Below are 21662 nucleotides of genomic sequence, written 5' to 3' on the forward strand. Positions count from 1 at the left end.
AGCGACCAGCCGACGGCCGACAGCTGGAAAGGTTGAACCGCAAAGACACGAAGGACGCCAAGGGATTCGGTGTTGCTCGGCGCTTACTTCTCCCCGTTGCGGGTTTTCTCAGTGACCAGCCGACAGTGGGGATGGGCGGCGCCCATGATGGCGGCAGCGGCTGACGTCTTGCGCCGACGGCAGCAGGAAGAACGCCCACTGGTCGCTGGCGGCTGACAGCTGGTCGCTTTTCCCTTCGCGTCCTTTGCCGCTTTGCGGTTCAACCCGCTGGCGGCTGGCGGCTGGCGGCTGGCGGCTGGGCGCATGCTGACCCGGGTCATCGGCAGCCCGTCTGGAACGCGCTATCATGCCCCGATACCTCTGCGCTCACCCTCGGCCCGACAGCCACGACCAGGACAGTCAAGCCTTGCCCCAGCCATTCGCCCACAGGTCCCTCTCTCGGTCCATGCTGCTGCGTCTGGCCTTGCTGCTCGTGATTTTCGTCGGCACCGGGGCGCGCTTGCTCGACCTCGCCGGACTGCCGGTCTGGCACGATGAGACCTTCACCCTGCTACGGGTGTTCGGTCACCCCGCCGAGGCACTGCTGCACGCGCTCGATGCGACCGAGGCGATCAGTGCCGCCGAGTTGCTGCGCTTCCAGACCCCAGACCCCGCGCTCGGCTGGAAGGCGACGCTGCAAGCACTGGCCTCGCACCCCGAGCACGCCCCGCTCTACTATCTGCTCGGGCGCATCACCGGGGGCCTCGCTGCCGACCCGGTGATGGGCCTACGCGGGCTCGCCGCCGGATTCGGCCTACTGCTGATCCCGGCGGTGTTCTGGCTGACGCGTGAACTCTACGGCCGCGGCCTCGCCCCCTGGCTGGCGACGGCGCTGGTGGCCGTCTCTCCAGTGCAGCTACTCTATGCCCAGGAGGCACGCCAATACGCCCTCTGGGTGCTGCTGGTCACCGCCGCCAGCGCCGCACTGCTGCGGGCCTGTCGAGGGGCGCGGCGCGGCGCCTGGTGGGGTTACGCCACCCTGCTCACGCTCGGGCTCTATACCCATCTGTTGTTCGTGCTGATGTTGCCGGTGCATGCCCTGGTGGCGCTCGCCCAGGGCGGGCGCGAGGTTCGGCTCCACTGGCTGCTCGCCACCCTGGGCGCGGGGCTACTGTTCCTGCCCTGGGTCGCGGTGATGGTGTTCGCCCCGGAACGCATCGGCGAGTTCACCGCCTGGATGCAGCGCCCGATCGACGGGGCGCGCATCCTCGCCGCCTGGCGCGATCATCTGGTGCACACCTTCGTCGACCTCGGCCCGGCGGGGCTGGCCGAGTGGGGGCGCATCCTGCTGCTCGCCACCCTCGCCTGGGCGCTGTGGCGCTTCGCCCGCAGCGCCCCACGGGTCGCGGTGATATTGCTGATGACCACCATCCTGGTCCACCTCGGCACCGTCCTGGGGCCTGACCTGTTGTTCGGTGGCAGCCGTTCATTGCACCTGCGCTATAGCCTGCCGGCGCTGCTCGCACTGGCGCTGATCCTCGCCTGGGCACTGGCCCAGGCGCTCGAGCAACCGGGCCCGGCACGCCGCGTCGCCGCATTCGCGCTCGTCGTACTGCTCGCACTCGGGCTGCGCTCGCAACTCGGCATCCTCACTGCCGAGACCTGGTGGACCAAGCAGTTCAGCGCTCACAACGCCAGTATTGCCGCACGCGCCAATGCACAGGCACCGAACGTCGAGGTCGTTGCCAGCCCCAGCGGGGTGAGCAGTGGCGAGTTGCTCTCGCTCGCCCACAGCCTCGACCCCGAGATCCGACTGCGCCAGCCCATGGCTGCGACCTCGCTCGCGCCAGCCCCACAGCGGACCTATTATCTGCTCACCCCTTCCGAGTCGTTGCGCGCACGGTTCGCGCCGACCCACCAGATCACCCCGATCGTACCGACCTGGCAGTGGTTCGTCGCCACGCCCACGGCCGATCCCATCCCCGACACCGGAGCCCGCCGATGAGACGCGCTGGCAACTTCGTCATCCCGATCCTGATCGCCCTACTCACCATCGCCGCCTGGGCGCTGCTCAACCAGCCCGACGACGAACCGCCTTGGCCGGCACGCATCCAGGGGTTCTCGTTCGCGCCGATGCACGCCGACGACGACCCCAGCGAGCACATCTATCCCACGATCGAGGACATCGACGCCGACCTGGCCCTGCTCCAGGGCGATGCCTATGCGGTACGCACCTATACCGTCGAGGACACCCTGGCGGCGGTCCCCCGGCTGGCCGCCGCCCACGACCTCAACGTCACCCTCGGTGCCTGGATCGGTCCCGAGCCCGAGGCCAACGAGCGCGAACTCGAGCGCCTGCACCAGGTACTCGCCAAGGGCTATCGCAACGTGGTCCGGGTGATCGTCGGCAACGAGGCGATCCTGCGTCGCGACGTCTCGGTAGCGACGCTGATGGAGCACCTCGATCGGATTCGTGAGATCACCTGGCTGCCGGTGAGCACCGCCGAGCCCTGGCACGTCTGGTTGAAATACCCCAAGCTCGCCGAGCACGTCGACTTCATCACCATCCACCTGCTGCCCTACTGGGAGGGGGTGCCCTACGACGAGGCCGTCGACTACGCCATCTCGCGCTACGAGCAAGTCAAGGCCGCCTTCCCCGACAAGCAGGTGATCATCGGCGAGGTCGGCTGGCCGAGCAACGGGCGGCGTAACCGCGGCGCCGAACCCTCGCTGGCCAATCAGACCCGCTTCCTGCGCCGCTTCCTCGCCCATGCCGAGACCGAGGGCTATGTCTATTACGTGATGGAGGCCTTCGATCAACCCTGGAAGACCAAGATCGAGGGATCGATCGGCACCTACTGGGGGGTCTACGACGTCGAGCGCCAGCCCAAGTTCACGCTCACCCAGCCGGTGGTGCGCATCCCCGACTGGCAGGAACTGGCCGCGCTCTCGGTGTTGATGGCGGTGCTGCTGCTCGCCTTCCTCTATCGCGACAGCGCCACCCTGTCGAGTAAGGGCAAGGGATTCCTGGCTATCGTCACCTATGCCATCTCCACCGCCGCGGTGTGGATCGTCTATGACTACACCCGCCAGTACATGACCCCCGCAACCGCGGTCGTCGGTATCTTGCTGCTGCTCGGCGGTGCCGGGGTGATCGTGCTGATCTCGGCCGAGGCGCACGAGTGGGCCGAGTCGCTGTGGCTGCGCCGCTGGCGCCGCGCCTTCCCGCTGCGTCAGCTACCCGATGATGAGTTACCCCTGGTCTCGATCCACGTCCCGGCCTACAACGAGCCCCCCGAGCTGCTGATCGAGACCCTTGAGGCCCTGGCCGCGCTCGACTACCCGCGCTTCGAGGTGCTGGTAATCGACAACAACACCAAGGACGAGGCGGTATGGCGCCCAGTCGAGGCACACTGCGCGCAACTCGGCGAGCGCTTCCGCTTCTTCCACGTCGCCCCCCTGGCCGGCTACAAGGCCGGCGCACTCAACTTCGCGCTACGCCACACCCACCCCGAGGCCGAGGTAGTGGCGGTGATCGATGCCGACTACATCGTCTCGCCGAACTGGCTCCACGACCTGGTACCGGCCTTCTCCGACCCCGAGGTCGGCATCGTGCAGGCCCCGCAGGACTATCGCGACGCCGACCAGAACGCCTTCAAGGCGATGTGCATGGCCGAGTACCGGGGCTTCTTCCACATCGGCATGGTTACCCGCAACGAGCGCAATGCCATCATCCAGCACGGCACCATGACCATGATCCGGCGCGGCCCGCTCGAGGACGGGGGCTGGTCGGAGTGGTGCATCACCGAGGACGCCGAACTCGGGCTGCGGGTGTTCGAGGCCGGCCACAAGGCACTCTACATCCCCTGCACCTATGGTCGCGGGCTGATGCCCGACACCTTTTCCGACTTCAAGAAACAGCGCTACCGCTGGGCCTATGGCGCGGTGCGCATCCTCATCCACCATTGGCGCGAACTCTTCGGGCTGCGCAAGACCGCGCTTACCGATGGGCAGCGCTATCACTTCCTCGCCGGCTGGCTGCCCTGGTTCGCCGATGGCATCAACCTGCTGTTCAACCTCGCCGCACTCGGCTGGACGGTGGCGATGGTGATGTTCCCCACCCAGATCACCCCGCCCTATATCACCGTCGCCCTGGTCCCATTGGTGATGTTCGGCTTCAAGATGTCGAAGAGCTTCTTCCTCTATCGACGGCGCGTCACCGCCACCCTACGCCAGAGCCTCGCGGCGGGACTCGCCGGACTGGCGCTCTCGCACACCATCTCGCGGGCGATGTTCGGCGCCCTGGCCAGCGGCAAGCTCGGCTTCTTCCGCACCCCCAAGCTCGCCAGCGCGCCGGCCATGGTGCGCGCCCTGCTCGATGCGCGCGAGGAGGCACTGTTCGTGATCGCGCTGTGGCTCGGCGCGGTGCTGGTGCTGCTGCGCGACGACGGCTACATGCTCGACGTGCGCATCTGGGCGGCGGTCCTGCTGGTGCAGTCGATCCCCTATCTCGCCTCGGTGGTGGTCTCGCTGATCAGCGCCGCACCACAGCTACCGGCACGCCTGGTCGGTCCGATGGGGGCGATGGACTATGAGCGATCACCGGCCTCCGAACAGCGGCCCGCGGCCTGAGCCGAGGGCCGGCTCAGGCCCTCATACCGCTATCGCAGGCGCCACGTGAAGGGCACGGCAGGGAGCCGTGCCAGCCCCCAAACCAACATCGGGCGGGACACAGCCATCCCGATTCAGGGTTTACCCCTAGGTGTTTCCCCTATAAACTCGCGCCAACCTTCAAGCACCGCTCCATACCGGCGTCCGGACGAAAACCGGATCGGGGCGGCTATCTGAGACCAGGTTGGTATCATGCATCACACCCTCGGTATTCTGCGTCACAGCATCCTCTCCCTGCTGCTGCTCGTCCCGGCGTTCCAGGCCTCGGCCGCAGTGACCCCGGGTGATGTCCAGAAAGGCATCGCCTCTTACTACCACGACAGCCTCCACGGGCTACCAACGGCCAGCGGCACCCCATACGACAAACATCGCCTCAGCGCCGCGCACAAGACCCTCCCGCTCGGCACCAAGGTGCGCGTCACCGATACCGCCACCGGCAAGAGCATCGTGGTGCGGATCAACGACCGCGGCCCCTTCATTAAGGGCCGCATCATCGACCTCTCGCGCGCCGCCGCCGCCCGCCTCGACATGCTCCACAAGGGACTGGCGCGGGTCCGCGTCGAGATCCTCAGCGTCCCCGGCCGACGCGGGTCGTAGGAGCGACCAGCGGATTGAACCGCCAAGGCGCCAAGGTCGCGAAGGGGGACTGAGCGGTCAGCCGACAGCGACCAGCGGCCAGTGGGCGCGATCATCCGACGGCGGTGCGGACCCGCACCGTCCGCGGCCGCACGCCGTCATCACACCTCATCCCCTTTGCGCGCTTCGCGCCTTTGCGGTTCAATCCTGGCGGCTGGCGGTCCTACTCCCAGCGGAACAACCAGGCGGCGATGGCGAGCAGCGCGGCAGCGAAGGCGAGCAGGATGCCCAGCTCGGGCAGCACCGTGGTGAGCCCGGCGCCGTCGATCATCACCGCGCGGGCGGCGTCGACCACGTGGGTCAGCGGCAGCAGTGGCGCCACCGTCTGGGCGAGCGCGCTGGTTCCCTCCAGCGAGAACCACACCCCGGAGAGCAGCATCATCGGCCATACCAGCAGGTTGAGCACGCCGTCGGCCAGCTCCTCGGTGCGCAGCCGCGCGGCGACGATCAGCCCCAGGCTGATCATCGCCAGCGCGCCACAGGCGAACACCAGTGCCAGGGCGAGATAGGAGCCGTGCATCGGCACGTCGATCAACGCCGACGCGCCGAGATAGACCACCAGGGTCGAGCCGAGCACCACCAGCAGCCGCGACAGCACCTGGGCGACGAGGAACTCGGCGGCGCGCAGCGGGGTCGCACTGAGTCGGCGCAGCACCCCGTTCTTGCGATAGCGCACGATCACCCAGCCCACGCCCCACAGGCTGGAGAACATCAGGTTGAGCGCCAGCACCCCGGGCAGCACCCAGTCGATATAGCGCACCGCCGCGCCGCTGACCGCACGGCGCTCGACCTCGGGCGCCGGGCCCGCCTCGGCGGGCGCGTCGCCCTGCCCGCCGAGCAGCAGCCGTTCGGCGAGATAGCCGGTCGGCGAGTCGTCGTTGACCCAGTAGCCGGGCGGTTCGCTGGTGAGATCGACCACCAGGTCGAGCTGATGGCGCTCGACCTTGGCGCGCGCCGCCGCCGGGTCGCTCACCGCCACCTGCTCGACGTGCTCGAGGGTGAGCAGCGGCAGGGTCGTGGCGTCCCCCTCGCCCAGCACCCCGACCTTGAACACCGGCTCGGGGCCGGCGCGGAAGATCGCCGCCAGCGCCACCACAATCACCAGCGGCATCACCACGTTCCACCCCAGGCCGGCGCGATCGCGATAGAACTCGCGATTGCGCGCTACCAGCACGGCAAGGATCCGGTGCCACATCGTCATCACCCCCGCAGTGCGTGACCGGTCAGTTTCAGGAACAGGTCCTCGAGCGTCGGCGCCTTGACCCGCAGCGCATCGAGGTCGGCGCCGCTGGCGGCCAGCTCGGCGAGCACCGGGGCCAGTTGCGCGGTGGCGATCTCCAGGGTCTCGTCGACCCGGCGCGCGCCCTCGGGCAGCGCCCGCCCCGCCGGCCAGGCCGCCGCCGGCAGCCGCACCACCGCCGCCGGCAGGTGCGCGCGCAGCAGTGCCGCCGGCGTACCCTCAGCGATCACCCGACCGTGGTCGACGATGGCGATGCGATCACACAGCCGCTCGGCCTCTTCCATGTAGTGGGTGGTCAGCACGATGGTGGTGCCGCGCGCGCGCACCCGCTCGATCAAGCGCCAGAAGTTGCGGCGCGACTGTGGATCGAGCCCGGTGGTGGGCTCGTCGAGGAAGATCAGCTCGGGGTCATTGACCAGGGCGATGGCGAGCAGCAGGCGCTGGCGCTGACCGCCGGAGAGGCGCCGGGTGTCGCGCCCGAGGATGGGTTCGAGGTCGCAGAGCGCGATCAGCTCGTCGCGGTCGGCGCTGCGCCGATAGAGCCGCGCGAACATCTCCAGCGCCTCGCCGACGCGCTGGAAGTCCTGCAGCGCGGTGGCCTGGAACTGGATGCCGACCACCTCGCGATAACCGGCGTCGAGCGCCCGGCCGCGGTAGCGCACCTCGCCACCACTCGGCGCCAGCACGCCCTCGAGCATCTCCAGGGTGGTGGTCTTGCCGGCGCCGTTGGGACCGAGCAGGCCGAAGCACTCCCCGGCGCCGACCGCGAAGCCGATGCCCGCGACGGCGCGCACGCCACCGGGATAGACCTTGACCAGCTCGCACGCCTCGAGTAGCGGCGTCGTCATTGCTCACGCTCCTTCATCGCGTCCACGCCCGTCTGTTTCACAACCCGAGTTCGCGCCAGCGCGCGCGGATGCGCTTGACCGAGACCGGGCCGTCGGTGCCAAGCTGCTGGGCGAACAGCGACACCCGCAACTCCTCGAGCAGCCAGCGGATCTCGTCGAGGCGCGGGTCGTCGCGACCGGCGGCGCGCGCCGCTTCCATCCGCTCGCGCCACTGGGACTGCAGCGGGGCCATTTCGTTCATCCACTGGCGATCGCGCGCCGCACCCAGCGCCAGCTTGTCGAGACGCTGCTCGATCGCCTTGAGATAGCGCGGATAGTGACGCAGCCGCTCCGGCGCCACGGCATCGAGGAAACCGCGGAACACCAGGGCGTCGAGCTGGGCGCGGATGTCGAGCACCGCATGCATCCAGTTGATCTGATTGATCCCGGCGAGCGTCTTGCGCACCCGCTGGTAGACGTCGAGGATCTCACCGGCGAGCGCGCACACCGCGCGCGTCTCGGCCGCCAGCGCGCCGCGGCGCTCGGCCAGGCGCGCCTCGAAGGCGGCGCGGGTGCGGATCGGCGCATCGTCCTCGGCGAGGAAGGTGCGATCGAGCGCGCGCGCGATCAGCGCCTCGGCGAGATCGGCCTCGCGCAGTCGCCGCGCGCCCTCCTCGCCGTCGGCCGACTCGGGCTGCGGCGCCTTGGCGTACTGCAACCGCATGCGGTCGAGCTGCGGCAACTGACGACGCAACTGACGCAGCTCCTGGCCGAGATGCAGCGCGAACAACCGCCGCACCCCGTGACGATGCGCCGCGGCGGCGCGCGCCTCGGCGTCGAGCACCCGCACCGCCACCGTCTCGCCCTGATCGACCAGCGCCGGGAAGCCGCTCAGACGGATCCCGCCGCGCTCCAGCTCGACGCGCTCGGGCAGCGCCTCGAAGTCCCAGCGGGTGAGCCCGTCGCGCTCCAGCCCGGGGTCGGGGAGATCGGCGAAGCCCTGCTCGGCGTGCGCGGCAAAGCGCCGGCGCAGCCGCGCCAGGTCGCTGTCGACGGCCAGGGTCGCGCCGTCATCGCCGAGCACCCGGACCTTCATCCGCAGGTGCTCGGGGACCGCCGTCGGGTCCCAGGCGTCCTCGGCGACATGCACCCCCTTGACCGCGCGGATCGCCTCGCCGAGTGCCTGAAGCAGCGGCCGGTCGCCGGGCTGGAGCCGCGCGACCAGCTGCGCGGCGGTGTCCGGGATCGGCACCAGCGAACGGCGGATGGACTTCGGCAACGCGCGCAGCAGCGCCTCGACGCGCTCGCCGAGCAGCCCCGGCACCAGCCACTCCAGACGTTCGGCCGAGACCTGGTTGAGCAGCGCCACCGGCACCGACAGGGTCAGCCCGTCGTCATCGCTGCCGGGCTCGAAGTGGTAGGCCAGCGGCAGCCGCGCGGCGCCGACGGCGAGCGCGTCGGGGAAGCGTGCCGCGTCGACCTCGGCGGCATCGTGACACATCAGGTCGGCGCGCCCCATGTGCAGCAGCTTGGGGTTGTCGCGGCTGGCCTCGCGCAGCCAGCGCTCGAACTGCGGGCGCGAGTAGATCCCCGAGGGCACGCGCTCGGCATAGAAGGCGTAGATCGCCTCCTCGTCGACGAGGATGTCGCGCCGGCGCGACTTGGCCTCGAGCGCGCGGATGTCCTCGATCAGCGCCTGGTTGTGCCGCCAGAAAGGCGCGCGGGTGCTGAAATCGCCCTCGACCAGCGCAAAGCGCAGGAAGATCTCGCGCGCCTCGCCGGGGTTGATCGGGCCGTAGTTGACGCGCCGGTGCGCCACCAGGGTGACACCGAACAGGGTGACGCGCTCGAAGGCGGCGACCTGACCGGCGCGCGACTGCCAGTGCGGCTCGCTGTAGCTGCGCTGCAGCAGATGCCGCCCGGCCTCCTCGATCCAGGCCGGCTGCACCCGCGCCACGGTGCGCCCGTACTGACGCGTGGTCTCAACCCGCTCGGCGACGACGACCCACTTCGGCGGCTGGGCGAAGAGCCCCGAGCTGGGATGGAGGTGGAAGCGGCTGCTGCGCGCACCGAGATACTCGCGCTGACCATCGCGGAAACCGATGTTGCCGAGCAGCCCGCTGAGCAGGGCACGATGGATCTGCTCCTCGCCGCCCTCGGCGCTGTCCTCCTTGTAGCCCATCTCCAGCATCTGCTCGCGCAACTGCGCGTGAACATCGCGCCACTCCTGCACCCGGGTCGGCGAGAGGAAGTGACGCTGACAGAGCTTGGTGAACTTGTTGCGCGAGAGCGCGTGGCGCTCGCGCTCGAGGAAGCCCCAGAGATTGACGAAGCCGAGGAAGTCGGAGTGCTCGTGGGCGAAGGTGGCGTGGATCTCGTCGGCGGCCTGTTGCTGATCGTGGGGGCGCTCGCGCGGGTCCTGCACGCTCAGCGCCGCGGCGATGATCAGCACCTCGCGCAGACAGCGTCGCTCGGCCCCGGCGAGCAGCATCCGCCCGATGCGCGGATCAACCGGCAGCCGCGCCAGCCGACGACCGATCTCGGTGAGCTCACCCGCGGCGTCGATCGCCGCCAGCTCCTCGAGGGTGCGGTAGCCGTCGCGCACCAGTCGCCCGTCGGGCGGATCGATGAAGGGGAAACGCTCGATCGCGCCGAAGCCGAGCAGCTTCATCTGCAGGATGACCGCAGCGAGATTGGTGCGCACGATCTCCGGCTCGGTGAAGGCAGCGCGCTCGGCGAAGCCCTCCTCGTCGTAGAGCCGGATGCAGATGCCCTCGGCGACACGCCCGCAGCGCCCCTTGCGCTGGTCGGCCGAGGCACGCGAGATGCGCTCGACCGGCAGGCGCTGCACCTTGGTGCGGTGGCTGTAGCGGCTGATACGGGCGAAGCCGGGGTCGATCACGTAGCGGATGCCCGGCACCGTCAGCGAGGTCTCGGCGACATTGGTGGCGAGCACCACCCGACGGGTGCTGTGCGGCTGAAACACCCGCGCCTGCTCACGCGGCCCCTGGCGGGCGAACAGCGCCAGGACCTCGGTCGAGGGCGGGTGGTGCTTGCGCAGGGTCTCGGCGGTCTCGCGGATCTCGCGCTCGCCGGAGAGGAACACCAGCACGTCGCCCGGCCCCTGGGCGGCGAGCTCGCCGACGGCGTCCGAGATCGCCCGCTGCATCGACTCGTCGCGCTCGCCGGCGTGCGGCGACTCGGGCGGGCGATAGCGCACCTCGACCGGATAGGTGCGCCCGGAGATCTCGATCACCGGCGCCGGATTTCCAGCAGCGTCGGCGAAGTGATCGGCGAAGCGCTGCGGGTCGATGGTCGCCGAGGTGACGATCAGCTTGAACTCGGGGCGCCGCGCCAGCACCCCGCGCAGATAACCGAGCAGGAAGTCGATGTTGAGGCTGCGCTCGTGGGCCTCGTCGATGATCAGGGTGTCGTACTCGCGCAGGTCGCGATCCTGCTGCACCTCGGCGAGCAACATGCCGTCGGTCATCAGCTTGATCGCGGTCTCGGGGCGCACGCGGTCGTGGAAACGCACCTTGTAGCCGACCAGGGCGCCGACCTCGCCGCCGAGCTCCTGCGCCACCCGCGCGGCCAGACTGCGCGCGGCGATGCGCCGCGGCTGGGTGTGGCCGATACGCCCGAACCGGCCGCGACCGAGATCGAGACAGAGCTTGGGGAGCTGGGTCGATTTGCCCGAGCCGGTCTCGCCACAGACCACCACCACCTGATGCTCGCCGATCAGCGCGGCGAGCTCCTCGCGCCGCTCGCTGACCGGCAGGGCCGGCGGATAGTCGATCGCGGGCACCAGCGCGCCACGGCGCTCGCACAGTGCCTGCGAGGCGCGCAGGCGCTGCCACAGGTCGTGCAGACCGCGCTCATAGGGCTGACCGGCGCGGGCGCGGCGGCGCAGTCCCTTGATGCGGCGCCCGAGGGTCGGGCGGTCCTGGAGCAGACAGCGCTCCAGTTCGGAATCGGCGGGAAACGATTGCTCGGTCAAGGCGATGATGTCGACGGACTTGGCAAGGAAGATGAGGATAACAGCACCGGGCGAGCGCCCGGTGCGGCTCAGGCGCGCTCGACCGGGAAGGCGAGCACGGCGTCGATGTCGGACGCGCCGGTGGCAATCATCAGCAGCCGATCGAGCCCGAGGGCGACCCCGGCGCTCTCCGGCAAGCCGGCCTCGAGCGCGGCGAGGAAATGCGCATCGGCCGGCACCTCGGCCTGCCCGTTGGCGCGGCGCCAGTCGAGGTCGGCGTCGAAGCGGGCACGCTGCTCGGCGGCATCGGTCAGCTCCTGGAAGCCGTTGGCCAGCTCCACGCCTTCGACATAGAGCTCGAAGCGCTCGGCCACCGGGGGCGTGCCCGGGCGCACCCGCGCCAGCGCCGCCTGGCTCGGCGGATAGTCGTGGACGAAGCTCAGCCGGCCACGCCCCAGCCCCGACTCCAGCCGATGACTGAGCAGCAGGTCGAGCCAGCCGTCGCGGTCGAGATCCAACCCCTCGACCCCGCCGATCCCGACGCGGCGCGCGCAGTCGCGCAACTGCGCCACCGAGGTCTCCCAGGGGTCGATACCGAGCCCGTCACGGAACAGCGCCCGATAGCTCACCCGCTCGACGGCGAGCGTCGGGCGGTCGAGCGCGGCGCGCACCAGCGCGGCGACTTCGTCAATCAGGCGCTGATAGTCCCAGCCCGGGCGATACCATTCGAGCAGGCTGAACTCGGGGTGGTGCCAGCGCCCGCGCTCGTCGTCGCGGAACACCTTGCAGATCTGGTAGATCGGCCCCGAGCCCGCCGCCAGCAGACGCTTCATCGCGAACTCGGGCGAGGTGTGCAGATAGCCCCCGGCGACCCCGGTACCGGGGCGCACCGCCAGGCTGGTCAGCGCCGGATCGGTGACCGCCGCGCGCGAGAGCAACGGGGTCTCGACCTCGAGCACCCCGGCGGCGGCGAAGAAGGCGCGGATGCGCGCGAACATCGCCGCGCGCGCCTCGAGCATCGCGCGGGTCGCGCACGGGCGCCACGGCAGCCCTGCCGCGGCCGTGTCCCGGGCGACGGGGCTCATGCCTCCTTGGCGCGCGAGACGTACTCGCCGTTGCGGGTGTCGACCTTGATCAGCTCGCCGGTCTGCACGAACAGCGGCACGCGCACCACGGCGCCGGTCTCGAGGGTCGCCGGCTTGCCGCCGCCGCCCGAGGTATCGCCCTTGAGGCCGGGATCGGTGTCGGTGATCTCGAGCACCACGAAGTTCGGCGGCTCGATCGACAGCGGCACGCCGTTCCACAGCGTGACCTTGCACAGGTCCTGCTCCTTGATCCACTTCGCCGCCTCGCCGACCGCCTGCTCACTGGCGATCAGCTGCTCGAAGGTGTCGGGATCCATGAAGTTCCACTCGATGCCATCGTTGTAGAGATACTGCATCTCCGTATCATGGACATCGGCCGCCTCGACCGACTCACCGGACTTGAAGGTCTTCTCCACCACGCGACCGGTCTTGAGATTGCGTACCCGGACGCGGTTGAAGGCCTGCCCCTTGCCGGGCTTGACGAACTCGTTCTCGACGATGGTGTATGGATCCCCATCGAGCATGATCTTGAGCCCGCCCTTGAATTCATTCGTGCTGTAAGTCGCCATGTCATCCTCAATTAATCAAGAGTTAAACCCTACGATCTTACCGCGAAGCGGTAGCGGTTGTCAGACCCAGGACTGGAAGCTGGCACTGCGCCAGGCGATCACCGAGACCGCGGACCTGCTCGCCGCGCTCGACCTCGAGCGCGACCGGCTGCCGCCGCTCGATCCCGACCCGCGCCCCTTCGGCCTGCGGGTGCCGCGTGCGTTCGTCGCCCTGATGCGTCCCGGCGACCCCGACGACCCACTGCTGCGTCAGGTGTTACCGCTCGCTAGCGAACGCCTCGTGGTCCCCGGTTTCGCCGCCGATCCGGTCGACGACGCCGCCGCCGACCAGGGCGACGGGCTGTTGGTGAAGTATCACGGCCGCGCGCTGCTGATCACCACCGGCGCCTGTGCCCTGCACTGTCGCCACTGTTTCCGCCGTCACTACCCGCACGCCGCGCCGGAGACCGGCCAGAGGCGGCTGCGCGCGGCGCTCGCGCGGCTGGCGACCGACCGGTCGGTCAACGAGGTGATCCTCAGCGGCGGCGACCCGCTGATGCTCGACGACGACCGTCTCGGCACCCTGCTCGACGGGCTCGAGGCGATCGGCCAGCTACGGCGGGTACGGCTGCACAGCCGGATGCCGGTGGTGTTGCCGGCACGCGTCACCGAGGCGCTGTGCGCCCGTCTGGCGGCGAGCCGATTGAAGCCAGTGGTGGTGATCCATGCCAATCATGCCAACGAACTCGGCGATGCAGCGGCGACAGCGCTCGCACGACTGCGCCGGGCCGGGGCAATGCTGCTCAACCAGGCGGTGCTGTTGCGCGGGGTCAACGACAGCGTCGCGGCACAATGCGCGCTCAGCGAGCGGCTCCTCGACTGTGGCGTGTTGCCCTACTATCTCCACCAACTCGACCGGGTGCAGGGCGCGGCCCACTTCCAGGTCGAGGACGCCGCCGCGCGTACCCTGCTGGCCACCTTGCGCACGCAACTGCCGGGCTACCTGGTGCCGCGGCTAGTGCGCGAGCTGCCCGGCGCCGCGGCCAAGTTGCCGCTGCGCGCCGGCGACGAACTCTGAGCCGCGTCCCTCCCTCATGGTGCCGACGGTCGTTTTCATCGGCGACGCAAACCCCGATAATCGACGCAAGCCTTTTCTTGCGTTCTTGATACCGGTCGCCCAGCATGCCTGCCCCGAATCCAGCCGTCACCCTGCTCATCCTGACCGCCGAATCGAGCGAGGCCGAACGTCTCGTCACCACCCTGCGCGAGGCCGGGATCGCCGCGCGCGGCATGGTCAGCGCCCAGGTCGAGCGACTCGGTGAGCTGCTCGGCCGCACCCCCTGCGACCTGGTGCTGTGCTGCGCCCACGATCGCGACATCGACCTCGAGGCGGCCCTCGCTGCCTACCGCCAGCTCGAGATCGATGTCCCCCTGATCGTCGTCACCGGCACCGAGACCTCCACCGCCACAGCGGTGCGTGCCCGCCGCGGTGGCGCCCGCGACCTGGTCCGTCGCGACGACCCCGAACACCTACAGCTGGTGGCCAAGCGTGAACTCGCCGATCTGCGTCAACGCCGTGCGGTACAGGCCCTGACCACCCGGCTACGCCAGTGCGACCGGCGCGCGCGCGAGTTCGTCGAGGGCAGCCTGGACGCCATCGCCTTCGTCCAGGAGGGGCTGCACCTGCACGCCAACGGCGCCTATCTGGGGCTGTTCGGCTATGCCGATGGCGAGGCACTCGCCGGGGCCACCTTCCTCGACCTGATCCCCGCCGAGCAACGTCCCCGGGTGCGTGAGTTCCTGCGCGCGGTCGAGTACTCCGACCGCGAGGACGCCGCCGAACTCGACACCCAGTGCCTGGACGCCGATCACAAGCCCTTTGCCGCGCGGCTGCGCGCAGCCAACTCGGAGATCGACGAGGAACCCTGTCTGCGCATTCTCATCCGCCCGAGCACGCCCGCCGCCTCGACCGGCACCGCCGTCCCGAAGACAGGGCGTGAGCGCATGGTCGCGGCGATCGCCTCGCGACTCGACCCCGAACACCGTCCGCGCCACCCCTTCGCGCTGTTCTTCGTCCAGGTCAAGGGCGGCGCCGAGCTGCTGCGCGACCTCGGCCTGACGACTGGACTGACTCTGATCGCCGGGCTCTACGAACCGCTCCAGGTGATCCTCTCGGGGTACGCCGGGGGGATGCTGGCACAGGTCAGCGACGACGGCTTCGCGTTGCTCGTCGACGGACTCGATACCGCCGCAGTCGAGCAGCTCACCACCCGCATCGAGCGCGAGGTACGACTACAGCGCGGGCGCAACGGCGAGCGCGAGGACGACACCCCCGACTGTGTCGTCGCCCACGTCCTGGTGGAGCTGCGCGCGCGCGAGCCGAGCGATATCCTCAACCTCGCCCATCAGCGCTGCCTGCGCCTGCTCGCCGGCGGCAAGGGCCAGGGCGGGATGGGCAAGCCGACCTCGCTCGCCTCACGCACCAAGCAGAGTGCCGAAGAGGGCGACGAGCAGATCGCCGAGCGCATCGAGTACGCCCTCGAGCACGATCAGTTCCGTCTGGTCTATCAGCCGATCATCAGCCTGATGGGTGACAATCAGGAGCACTACAGCGTCCTGGTACGGCTGTTCGACGAGGACGAGGACATGCTCGAGGCCAAGGACTTCATCGGCCCGGCGATCCGTCGCGGTCTGATCGAGCGTATCGACAAGTGGGCCATCCGCGCCGCCATCCAGGTGATCAGCGAACAGCGCCGCGCCGGTCACAACATCAGCTTCTTCATCAACCTCTCCGAGGACACCTTCCGCGACCCCAGCATCGTGCTGTGGATCTGCGATTGCATGCGCGAGTTCGACGTCCGCGGCAACTGGTTGACCTTCCAGTTCCAGGAGGCGCTGGTGGCGGCCAATCTCGCCGGCTTGAGCAAGCTGGTCGAGGCCCTGCGCAAGATCAAGTGCCGGGTGGCGATCAATCGCTTCGGGGTCGCGGAACGCCCGGAGATGCTGCTGCAGGGACTGGCACTCGACTTCGTGCTACTGATGCCCGACTTCGCCCAGCGCCTGGCCGACGACCAGCAGAAGCAGAAGCGGGTGATGGAGCTGGCCAACCTCGCGCGCGAGTTCAACGTCAAGAGCGTGGTCACCGGGGTGGAGGATGCACGCACCCTGACGGTACTGTGGACCGCCGGGGTCGACTATGTGCAGGGCAACTTCCTGCAACGGCCCTCGCCGATGCTCGAGGTCACCGCCAGCTAACGGGCCACCGGCGGCGCCCGCAGATAACCCGGTGGTGCCCGCTTAAGACTTGGGGTCGCGACTCGCTGCGCGTCGCGACGACGGGCGGCGAGCACAGCATCAGCCGCGATACGCCGGGCCACCATCTCGGAGCGCAGCGCGGTCCGCGTGAGCACCGGGCGTAGCGCACCACGTCCCGACCGCCCCTCGCCCCCGGCCCGGGCCATCGCCGGGGTCAGCTCGATCCCGACCAGGGTACGCGCCGTCTCCGAGTAGGGCGCCACCCCCTTGCGCCCGAGATAATCGGTGAGCACCCGATGGGTGTAGCGCTGGGTCTCGGGATAGTCGACCCAGCCGCCGCCACGCGCCACAGCGCCCTCGCCGGCGTTGTAGGCCATCACCGCCCGGGCGATGTTGTCGTACTTCTCGAGCAGACGTTTGAGGTGACGCATCCCGGTACGCAGATTGGTCTCCGGATCGACCAGTGTGGCGTGTTCGACGACGCCATAGTCGCGCGCCGTCTCCGGCATCACCTGCATCAACCCGATCGCCCCGACCGGCGAGACCGCCTGCGGATCATAGCCCGACTCGGCGGCGATCAGCGCCTGCACCAGATCCCGGTCGAGCCCCACCCCGTCGGCGATACGCCCGGCCAGCTCGGCATAGTGCCGTGCCCCCGCCCCACCCTCGGCACAGACCGACGACGCCTGGATCATCAGCGCCAACAACAGGGTGACAGACAGGAGCAGAGGCATCGGCGAACCTCGAACACAAGGACAAGACGCGAGCCCCGAGCATAGGCAGGGGGCGACGGGCTGTCCAGGCGGGACCGACAAGACTGACAAAAAACGTCAGAATTATTGTCAGTAAGGCGCAACGACCCAATCATCCCCTTCAAAAACAGAGAGATAAAGATTGGCCTCGTTCATGCCTCATCGATATCTGATGATGCCCCGACAACACCCTGGCGCGTCGAGCGACGCCGCCTCCAATCACGCACGGCCCTGCCGGAGGTCGCAGAGATGATCCGCTCCCCCACTCTACTGCTCGCACTGCCCTTACTGCTCAGCGGCATCGCACCGAGCAGCGCCGGGACCATCACCACCCGAATCGAGGACTTCACCAATGGCGGTGGCTTCTTCGCCGAGGTGCGGGTCAGCGATATCGACGCCGGGCGCATCCGCATCGCCATCGACACCAGCACCCCGATCAACCCGGGCCTCACCCAGTCCGATGTACTCGCGCTCTGGCTCGATCTCGCCGACCCCGGTCTGTTGCCCGGGTTCAGCAACGCCGATCACCGCGGCGCGACCGCTACCCGCGACGACGACATCGACCAGCTGTTCCCCGACGGCGGCGTACTCGGCGCCTGGTTCGAGGACGACGCGGTCGCCAGCCTCGGTGGCAACAACAACCTCAATGGTGGAGGCGGCGTGGCGACGGCCTTTGATATCGGCCTGGTGCTCGGGCTCAATGGTGGTCGCGACGGTTTCCAGGCGCAGCGCACCTTCGACCTGCAACTACCAGGGCTGAGCAGCGAGGCAGTAGCGGGTCAGCGGCTCGGGCTGCGGGTGCAGAGCATCGCCGGCGGTGCCTTCGACGCCATCGGCTCGGCCAAGCTGCTCGGCCAGTTCCCCGACACCACACCGCCGCCAGCGCCCATCGCCCGCCTCAGCACCTTCTCCACCCTCGCCGCACCCGCGAGCAGCGTCCCCACACCTGCGCCCTGGCTGCTGATCGGGCTCGGGCTGCTCGCGCTCCGTCCCTGGCGAGCACGCACCCCAGGCTGAGACCGGCTCAGTCGCCGTTGGCCACCCCGTGGGGCACATGTCCGGTGGCCACCCGCAACCGCGCCGCCTCACAGTGCACCGCCTGGTCGTCGAAGAAGATATCGGCGTCGAAGGCCTCGAGGAAGGGGGACTTGCCGAGCCCACCGAGGAACAGCGACTCATCGAGACGGATTCCCCAAGCACGCAGGGTACGGATCACCCGTTCGTGCGAGGGCGCGCCACGCGAGGTCACCAGGGCGGTACGCAGCGGTGCGGCATCGGCCGCGAACAGCCGCTGCAGCCGATGGAGCGCGATCAGGAAGCCTTTGAAGGGTCCCCCCGGCAGCGGGTCGTGGGCGGCGGCCGACTCACTGGCGTTGAACACCGCCAATCCCTGCTGACGATAGAGCCGCTCGGCCTCGTCGGAGAACAGCACCGCATCCCCGTCGAAGGCGATACGCAGCTGGGTGTCGTCATCACCGTGCGCGGGTGCGCTGCTTGGCAGCACGGTCGCGGCGGCGCAGCCGGCGTCGAGCGCCAGACGCACATCGGTGGGATCGGCCGAGAGGAAGAGATGGGCGCCGAAGGCGGCGACATAGCGGTAGGGACTCTCGCCCCCGGTAAAGGCGGCGCGCTCGATATCGAGCCCGTGGTGATGGGCCGAGGTCAACACCCGCAGCCCAGTATCCGAGCTGTTGCGCGAGAGCAGGATCACCTCCACCCGGCCACGCTCACCGAGCAGGGTATTGAGGCTCATCAGCTTGCGCACCAGCGGGAAGGCCACGCCGGGTTCGAGGATCTCCTGCTCGTGGGCGATCTGATAGGCATGGTAGGCATCCACGCCCTGCTCCTCGTAGACCCGGTGCGAGGCGCTGAGATCGAATAGGGCGCGCGAGGAGATCGCCACCACCAACCGCACCTCGTCGACGCTCGCCGCCACCCGTTCCTCCACGCTACCAGGGCATGAACCAGTTCATGAACTGCATCGGTCGGCTGATGCTCTGGTTCATCACCGCCATGTCGTTGCGCATCGACGAGGTCGAGTAGGTCATGTGCTGCATCGCCCGGTCCATCGAACGCAGGCTCTCGAGCATCGGCTCGAGGGTGTTGACGTCATGGGCAAGCGAGTCGACACCAACCCCCATGTTGCGCATAGTCGCGGTCATCTGTCCCATGTTGTCCGAGATCGACTGCATGTTGCTGGCAAGTACCGTCATGTTGGTGTCGACGCTGATTGCCAGATAGTGCACGTCCTTGGCGAGACTGAAGACCAGATAGAAGCCGTAGGCGGCGAGGATGATGAAGGCGAACAGGGTCGGGTAGACGATCAACTCCCAGCGCTTGGCGCTGGTCTCGAAGGCCTGCGAGAGGCGCTCGATGGCATAGGCGTTGAGGTGTGACTCGGCGGCGACCTCGTCGATGGTCTCGCTGCCAGCGCGACCTCGCGCCCCCTCCTCGCCCGCTGGGTTCTGATGATCGGCCATGATGAGACGTACTGCTCGCTGTGGTGGTCTACCGGCCAGGGCCGGACGGCCGGCTCGAGACGCTGGTCTTCGAGATTAACAGAAATGTCGGGGCGAGCAAGGCAAGAGACTCTCGTGAAGACCGCAAAATCCCTTGCAGAACGACGATCTAGCGCTCAGACCAGGTGCGGATAGAGCGCTGCGGCCAGGGCCAGAAACTCGTGCGCGCCCTTGCCCCGGGGCTCCAATTCGAACACCGCCAGGCCCTCGCTGAAGGAGCGCCGGAACAAGGTGCGCTGCGATAGACGCTGGCGGATGAAATCGATCCCCGGGAGCGCGACCAGCGCAGCGGCCGCCTCGGCGGTCTCACGCACCGCATGATGGGTATCGCCGCGATTGATGAAACCGAGGATCTCGGGGGAGGTGGAGAACCCGGCCTCGGCGATCAGGCGGATATAACGCTGCGCCGACCAGATATCGGCCTGCGACGGCTGAACCGGCACCAACACCCGGTCACAGACCGTCAGCGCCCGACGCATCGCCGCCATGTCGGCGGTGCCGACGTCGATCAGCACCTCATCGGCCTCGCCCAGCGCGGGGTCGTCGAGTGCGCTCAGTGGCTCGACCGTGAGGACGGGCTCGAAACCCTCTTCCTGGCGCACCTCGAGCACATCGCCGAGGGTGGCTTGGGGGTCGGCGTCGATCAGCCGCACCCGCTGTTTGGCCATGGCCAACCACACGGCGAGGTTGAAGGTCACGGTGCTCTTACCCGAACCACCCTTGAGACTGCCGACGATGCTGATCATGTTGTACGACTCCTCAACGACTGCTCCCTGAGAGAACCGAAACACGCAGCGCCGCCGCAACCGGCGGCGCCCCGCCTCTTGCTTAGCGTTGCTGCTGCGGCTGAGTCAGCGTGTAACCTGCAGGCACACTGAACAGGTGATCGGGCTGCGGGCCGACACGGATGGCATCGAGTTCACGCACATAACCGCCGGGGAACTCCTCACGCACCGCCAACCCCAGCTCGGGGTCGAACCACTGGAAGGTCCGGGTCGGCTGCTGGTTCGGTGCGCTGGTGCTCACCTCCCACTTCTCGACCTGACGCCCATCGAGACGCTCCTCGCCGACCAGCTGCAGCTCCATACGCCGGCCATCGGGCATCTCGTACTTCAGCGGCAATCCGCGTTCGACGTCGAGCCACTGCGCGCCGGTGAGGGTCTGGCCATCGCGACTGATCGCCATCTCCCACTTCACCGCCGCGCGACCGCCGACGCTCTCCTCACCGGCACGCCGGCAGTTCATCCCCGGCAGCCCGGCGCAGGGGTTGCGCTCGGCCGAGGGCGCCGGCAGCGGGTCGTCGGTCGCCTGCGGCGGGAGGCTGCGCTCCATGTAGACACGTTGCGCCGGCAACAGCAGCCACTCGCGGCCCTGCTCGCGATCGACGATACGCACCATCTCACGGCCCTCGCGCGCCATCTCCACGCGCATCCGACCATCACCGACATACATCCGCCCCGTGCTCACCTGACCGTCCGGAGCACGGCTGACCATCTCGGCGGAGAACGGGGTCGCCGCCGAGGCCCCTTGGGCCATCGCGGCCAGACCGACGCCGAGGACGGCGGCCGTCTGCATCCATTGTTTCAAGCGCATGACTCAGCTCCTCCTGATCAGGGGTGGGACGATATCGACAACACCGGCGCGCTCAACGATCCGGCCCGGGCATGGGCCAACCCAACGGCGCAGGCGGCCCTGCGTCGTTCGGCACGCGGGACGGACGCCAGCGGCCATCGTGCCGGTCACCGAGACGCCCCCGCTCGCGCTCACTCAATGGCCGGAACCGATAGCGCATACCCTCATCCGACATCACCCAGGGGGTCTCCGCCCGGACCGTGGGTTGGCGAAAACGATAGCCCGAGGCCGAGTCGGCGGGATCCGCCGCACGGTCCCAGGGACGGAAACGATAGTCGGTCTCGCGCCCGATATCCGTACCCATCGGCCTCTCCCAGCGCGGCGGCGTGAGCGACGACTCTGGCGCCTGCTCAAAGCCCTGCTGATAGGGCGAGACCACCGCCCTGGAGGGCTCCGGCCACGCCGGTTCGGCCAGCACCGGGGACACCGCCAGGGCCACGCCCATCAGGGCAAGCCCCCCGAGCTGGCGCATCAGCCCCCATGCCTCCAGGCCAGGGGTGACCTCGCCGGAATACTGCCGCGACCTTGATGATTTGGCGCGG

The 21662-nt window shown here is 68.9% G+C and carries 17 protein-coding genes; 6 read left to right on the forward strand and 11 right to left on the reverse strand.

Annotation, left to right across the window (positions count from 1 at the left end; translation table 11 throughout):
• Positions 1 to 445: 445 nt before the first annotated feature.
• From HF203_RS15505 to HF203_RS15515, 3 genes are all read left to right on the forward strand, one after another.
• Positions 446 to 1984, forward strand: coding sequence for a glycosyltransferase family 39 protein (locus HF203_RS15505; RefSeq protein ID WP_168670997.1), 1539 nt, complete (start codon positions 446 to 448; stop codon positions 1982 to 1984).
• Positions 1981 to 4611: a glycosyltransferase gene (locus HF203_RS15510; RefSeq protein ID WP_168670998.1), complete on the forward strand. Its 2631-nt coding sequence runs from the start codon at positions 1981 to 1983 to the stop codon at positions 4609 to 4611. The genes HF203_RS15505 and HF203_RS15510 overlap by 4 nt, the downstream gene beginning before the upstream one ends.
• A 231-nt stretch (positions 4612 to 4842) precedes the next feature.
• Positions 4843 to 5247, forward strand: a complete 405-nt coding sequence (locus HF203_RS15515; protein ID WP_168670999.1) for a septal ring lytic transglycosylase RlpA family protein — start codon at positions 4843 to 4845, stop codon at positions 5245 to 5247.
• Between the two features lie 202 nt (positions 5248 to 5449).
• Here HF203_RS15515 and HF203_RS15520 read toward each other — a convergent pair whose 3' ends face one another.
• From HF203_RS15520 to efp, 5 genes are all read right to left on the reverse strand, one after another.
• The gene (locus tag HF203_RS15520) at positions 5450 to 6481 is read right to left on the reverse strand and encodes an ABC transporter permease (protein ID WP_168671000.1); all 1032 of its coding nucleotides are present in this window, start codon (positions 6479 to 6481) and stop codon (positions 5450 to 5452) included.
• 5 nt (positions 6482 to 6486) lie between these two features.
• Entirely contained in the window at positions 6487 to 7374 is an 888-nt protein-coding gene (locus tag HF203_RS15525) for an ABC transporter ATP-binding protein (RefSeq protein ID WP_168671001.1), read from the reverse strand.
• Between the two features lie 37 nt (positions 7375 to 7411).
• The gene (gene hrpA, locus HF203_RS15530) at positions 7412 to 11350 is read right to left on the reverse strand and encodes an ATP-dependent RNA helicase HrpA (RefSeq protein ID WP_168671002.1); all 3939 of its coding nucleotides are present in this window, start codon (positions 11348 to 11350) and stop codon (positions 7412 to 7414) included.
• Positions 11351 to 11418: 68 nt separating this feature from the next.
• On the reverse strand, positions 11419 to 12414 hold the full coding sequence (gene epmA, locus HF203_RS15535; RefSeq protein WP_168671003.1) for an EF-P lysine aminoacylase EpmA: 996 nt from the start codon (positions 12412 to 12414) through the stop codon (positions 11419 to 11421).
• The gene (gene efp / locus HF203_RS15540; protein ID WP_168671004.1) at positions 12411 to 12983 is read right to left on the reverse strand and encodes an elongation factor P; all 573 of its coding nucleotides are present in this window, start codon (positions 12981 to 12983) and stop codon (positions 12411 to 12413) included. The genes epmA and efp overlap by 4 nt, the downstream gene beginning before the upstream one ends.
• Here efp and epmB point away from each other — a divergent pair.
• Positions 12982 to 14040 carry an EF-P beta-lysylation protein EpmB gene (gene epmB / locus HF203_RS15545; protein ID WP_168671005.1) on the forward strand — a complete coding sequence of 353 codons (1059 nt, stop codon included), beginning with the start codon at positions 12982 to 12984 and terminating at the stop codon, positions 14038 to 14040. The genes efp and epmB overlap by 2 nt on opposite strands.
• Positions 14041 to 14144: 104 nt before the next feature.
• A complete protein-coding gene (locus tag HF203_RS15550; protein ID WP_168671006.1) occupies positions 14145 to 16217 on the forward strand; it encodes an EAL domain-containing response regulator in 2073 nt (690 codons plus the stop codon).
• On the opposite strand, the gene HF203_RS15555 is transcribed toward HF203_RS15550, so the two are convergent.
• A complete protein-coding gene (locus tag HF203_RS15555; protein ID WP_168671007.1) occupies positions 16214 to 16951 on the reverse strand; it encodes a lytic transglycosylase domain-containing protein in 738 nt (245 codons plus the stop codon). The two genes, HF203_RS15550 and HF203_RS15555, sit on opposite strands and share 4 nt — an antisense overlap.
• A 267-nt stretch (positions 16952 to 17218) precedes the next feature.
• Here HF203_RS15555 and HF203_RS15560 point away from each other — a divergent pair, with 267 nt between their 5' ends.
• Positions 17219 to 17986 carry a hypothetical protein gene (locus HF203_RS15560; protein ID WP_168671008.1) on the forward strand — a complete coding sequence of 256 codons (768 nt, stop codon included), beginning with the start codon at positions 17219 to 17221 and terminating at the stop codon, positions 17984 to 17986.
• Positions 17987 to 17993: 7 nt separating this feature from the next.
• Here HF203_RS15560 and HF203_RS15565 read toward each other — a convergent pair whose 3' ends face one another.
• The 5 genes from HF203_RS15565 to HF203_RS15585 all read right to left on the reverse strand — a co-directional run bounded on the left by HF203_RS15565 (position 17994) and on the right by HF203_RS15585 (position 21592).
• Complete coding sequence (locus tag HF203_RS15565) at positions 17994 to 18905, reverse strand: 5'-nucleotidase (protein WP_343043940.1); 912 nt, start codon at positions 18903 to 18905, stop codon at positions 17994 to 17996.
• 13 nt (positions 18906 to 18918) lie between these two features.
• The gene (locus tag HF203_RS15570; RefSeq protein WP_168671010.1) at positions 18919 to 19449 is read right to left on the reverse strand and encodes a hypothetical protein; all 531 of its coding nucleotides are present in this window, start codon (positions 19447 to 19449) and stop codon (positions 18919 to 18921) included.
• Between the two features lie 155 nt (positions 19450 to 19604).
• The gene (locus tag HF203_RS15575; protein ID WP_168671011.1) at positions 19605 to 20234 is read right to left on the reverse strand and encodes a nucleotide-binding protein; all 630 of its coding nucleotides are present in this window, start codon (positions 20232 to 20234) and stop codon (positions 19605 to 19607) included.
• Positions 20235 to 20316: 82 nt separating this feature from the next.
• On the reverse strand, positions 20317 to 21081 hold the full coding sequence (locus HF203_RS15580; protein ID WP_168671012.1) for a LolA-like protein: 765 nt from the start codon (positions 21079 to 21081) through the stop codon (positions 20317 to 20319).
• Between the two features lie 52 nt (positions 21082 to 21133).
• Positions 21134 to 21592, reverse strand: coding sequence for a hypothetical protein (locus HF203_RS15585; protein WP_168671013.1), 459 nt, complete (start codon positions 21590 to 21592; stop codon positions 21134 to 21136).
• Between the last annotated feature and the right edge of the window lie 70 nt (positions 21593 to 21662).

This window comes from Marichromatium bheemlicum, from assembly GCF_012276755.1.
In the GTDB taxonomy this organism is placed as follows: domain Bacteria; phylum Pseudomonadota; class Gammaproteobacteria; order Chromatiales; family Chromatiaceae; genus Marichromatium; species Marichromatium bheemlicum.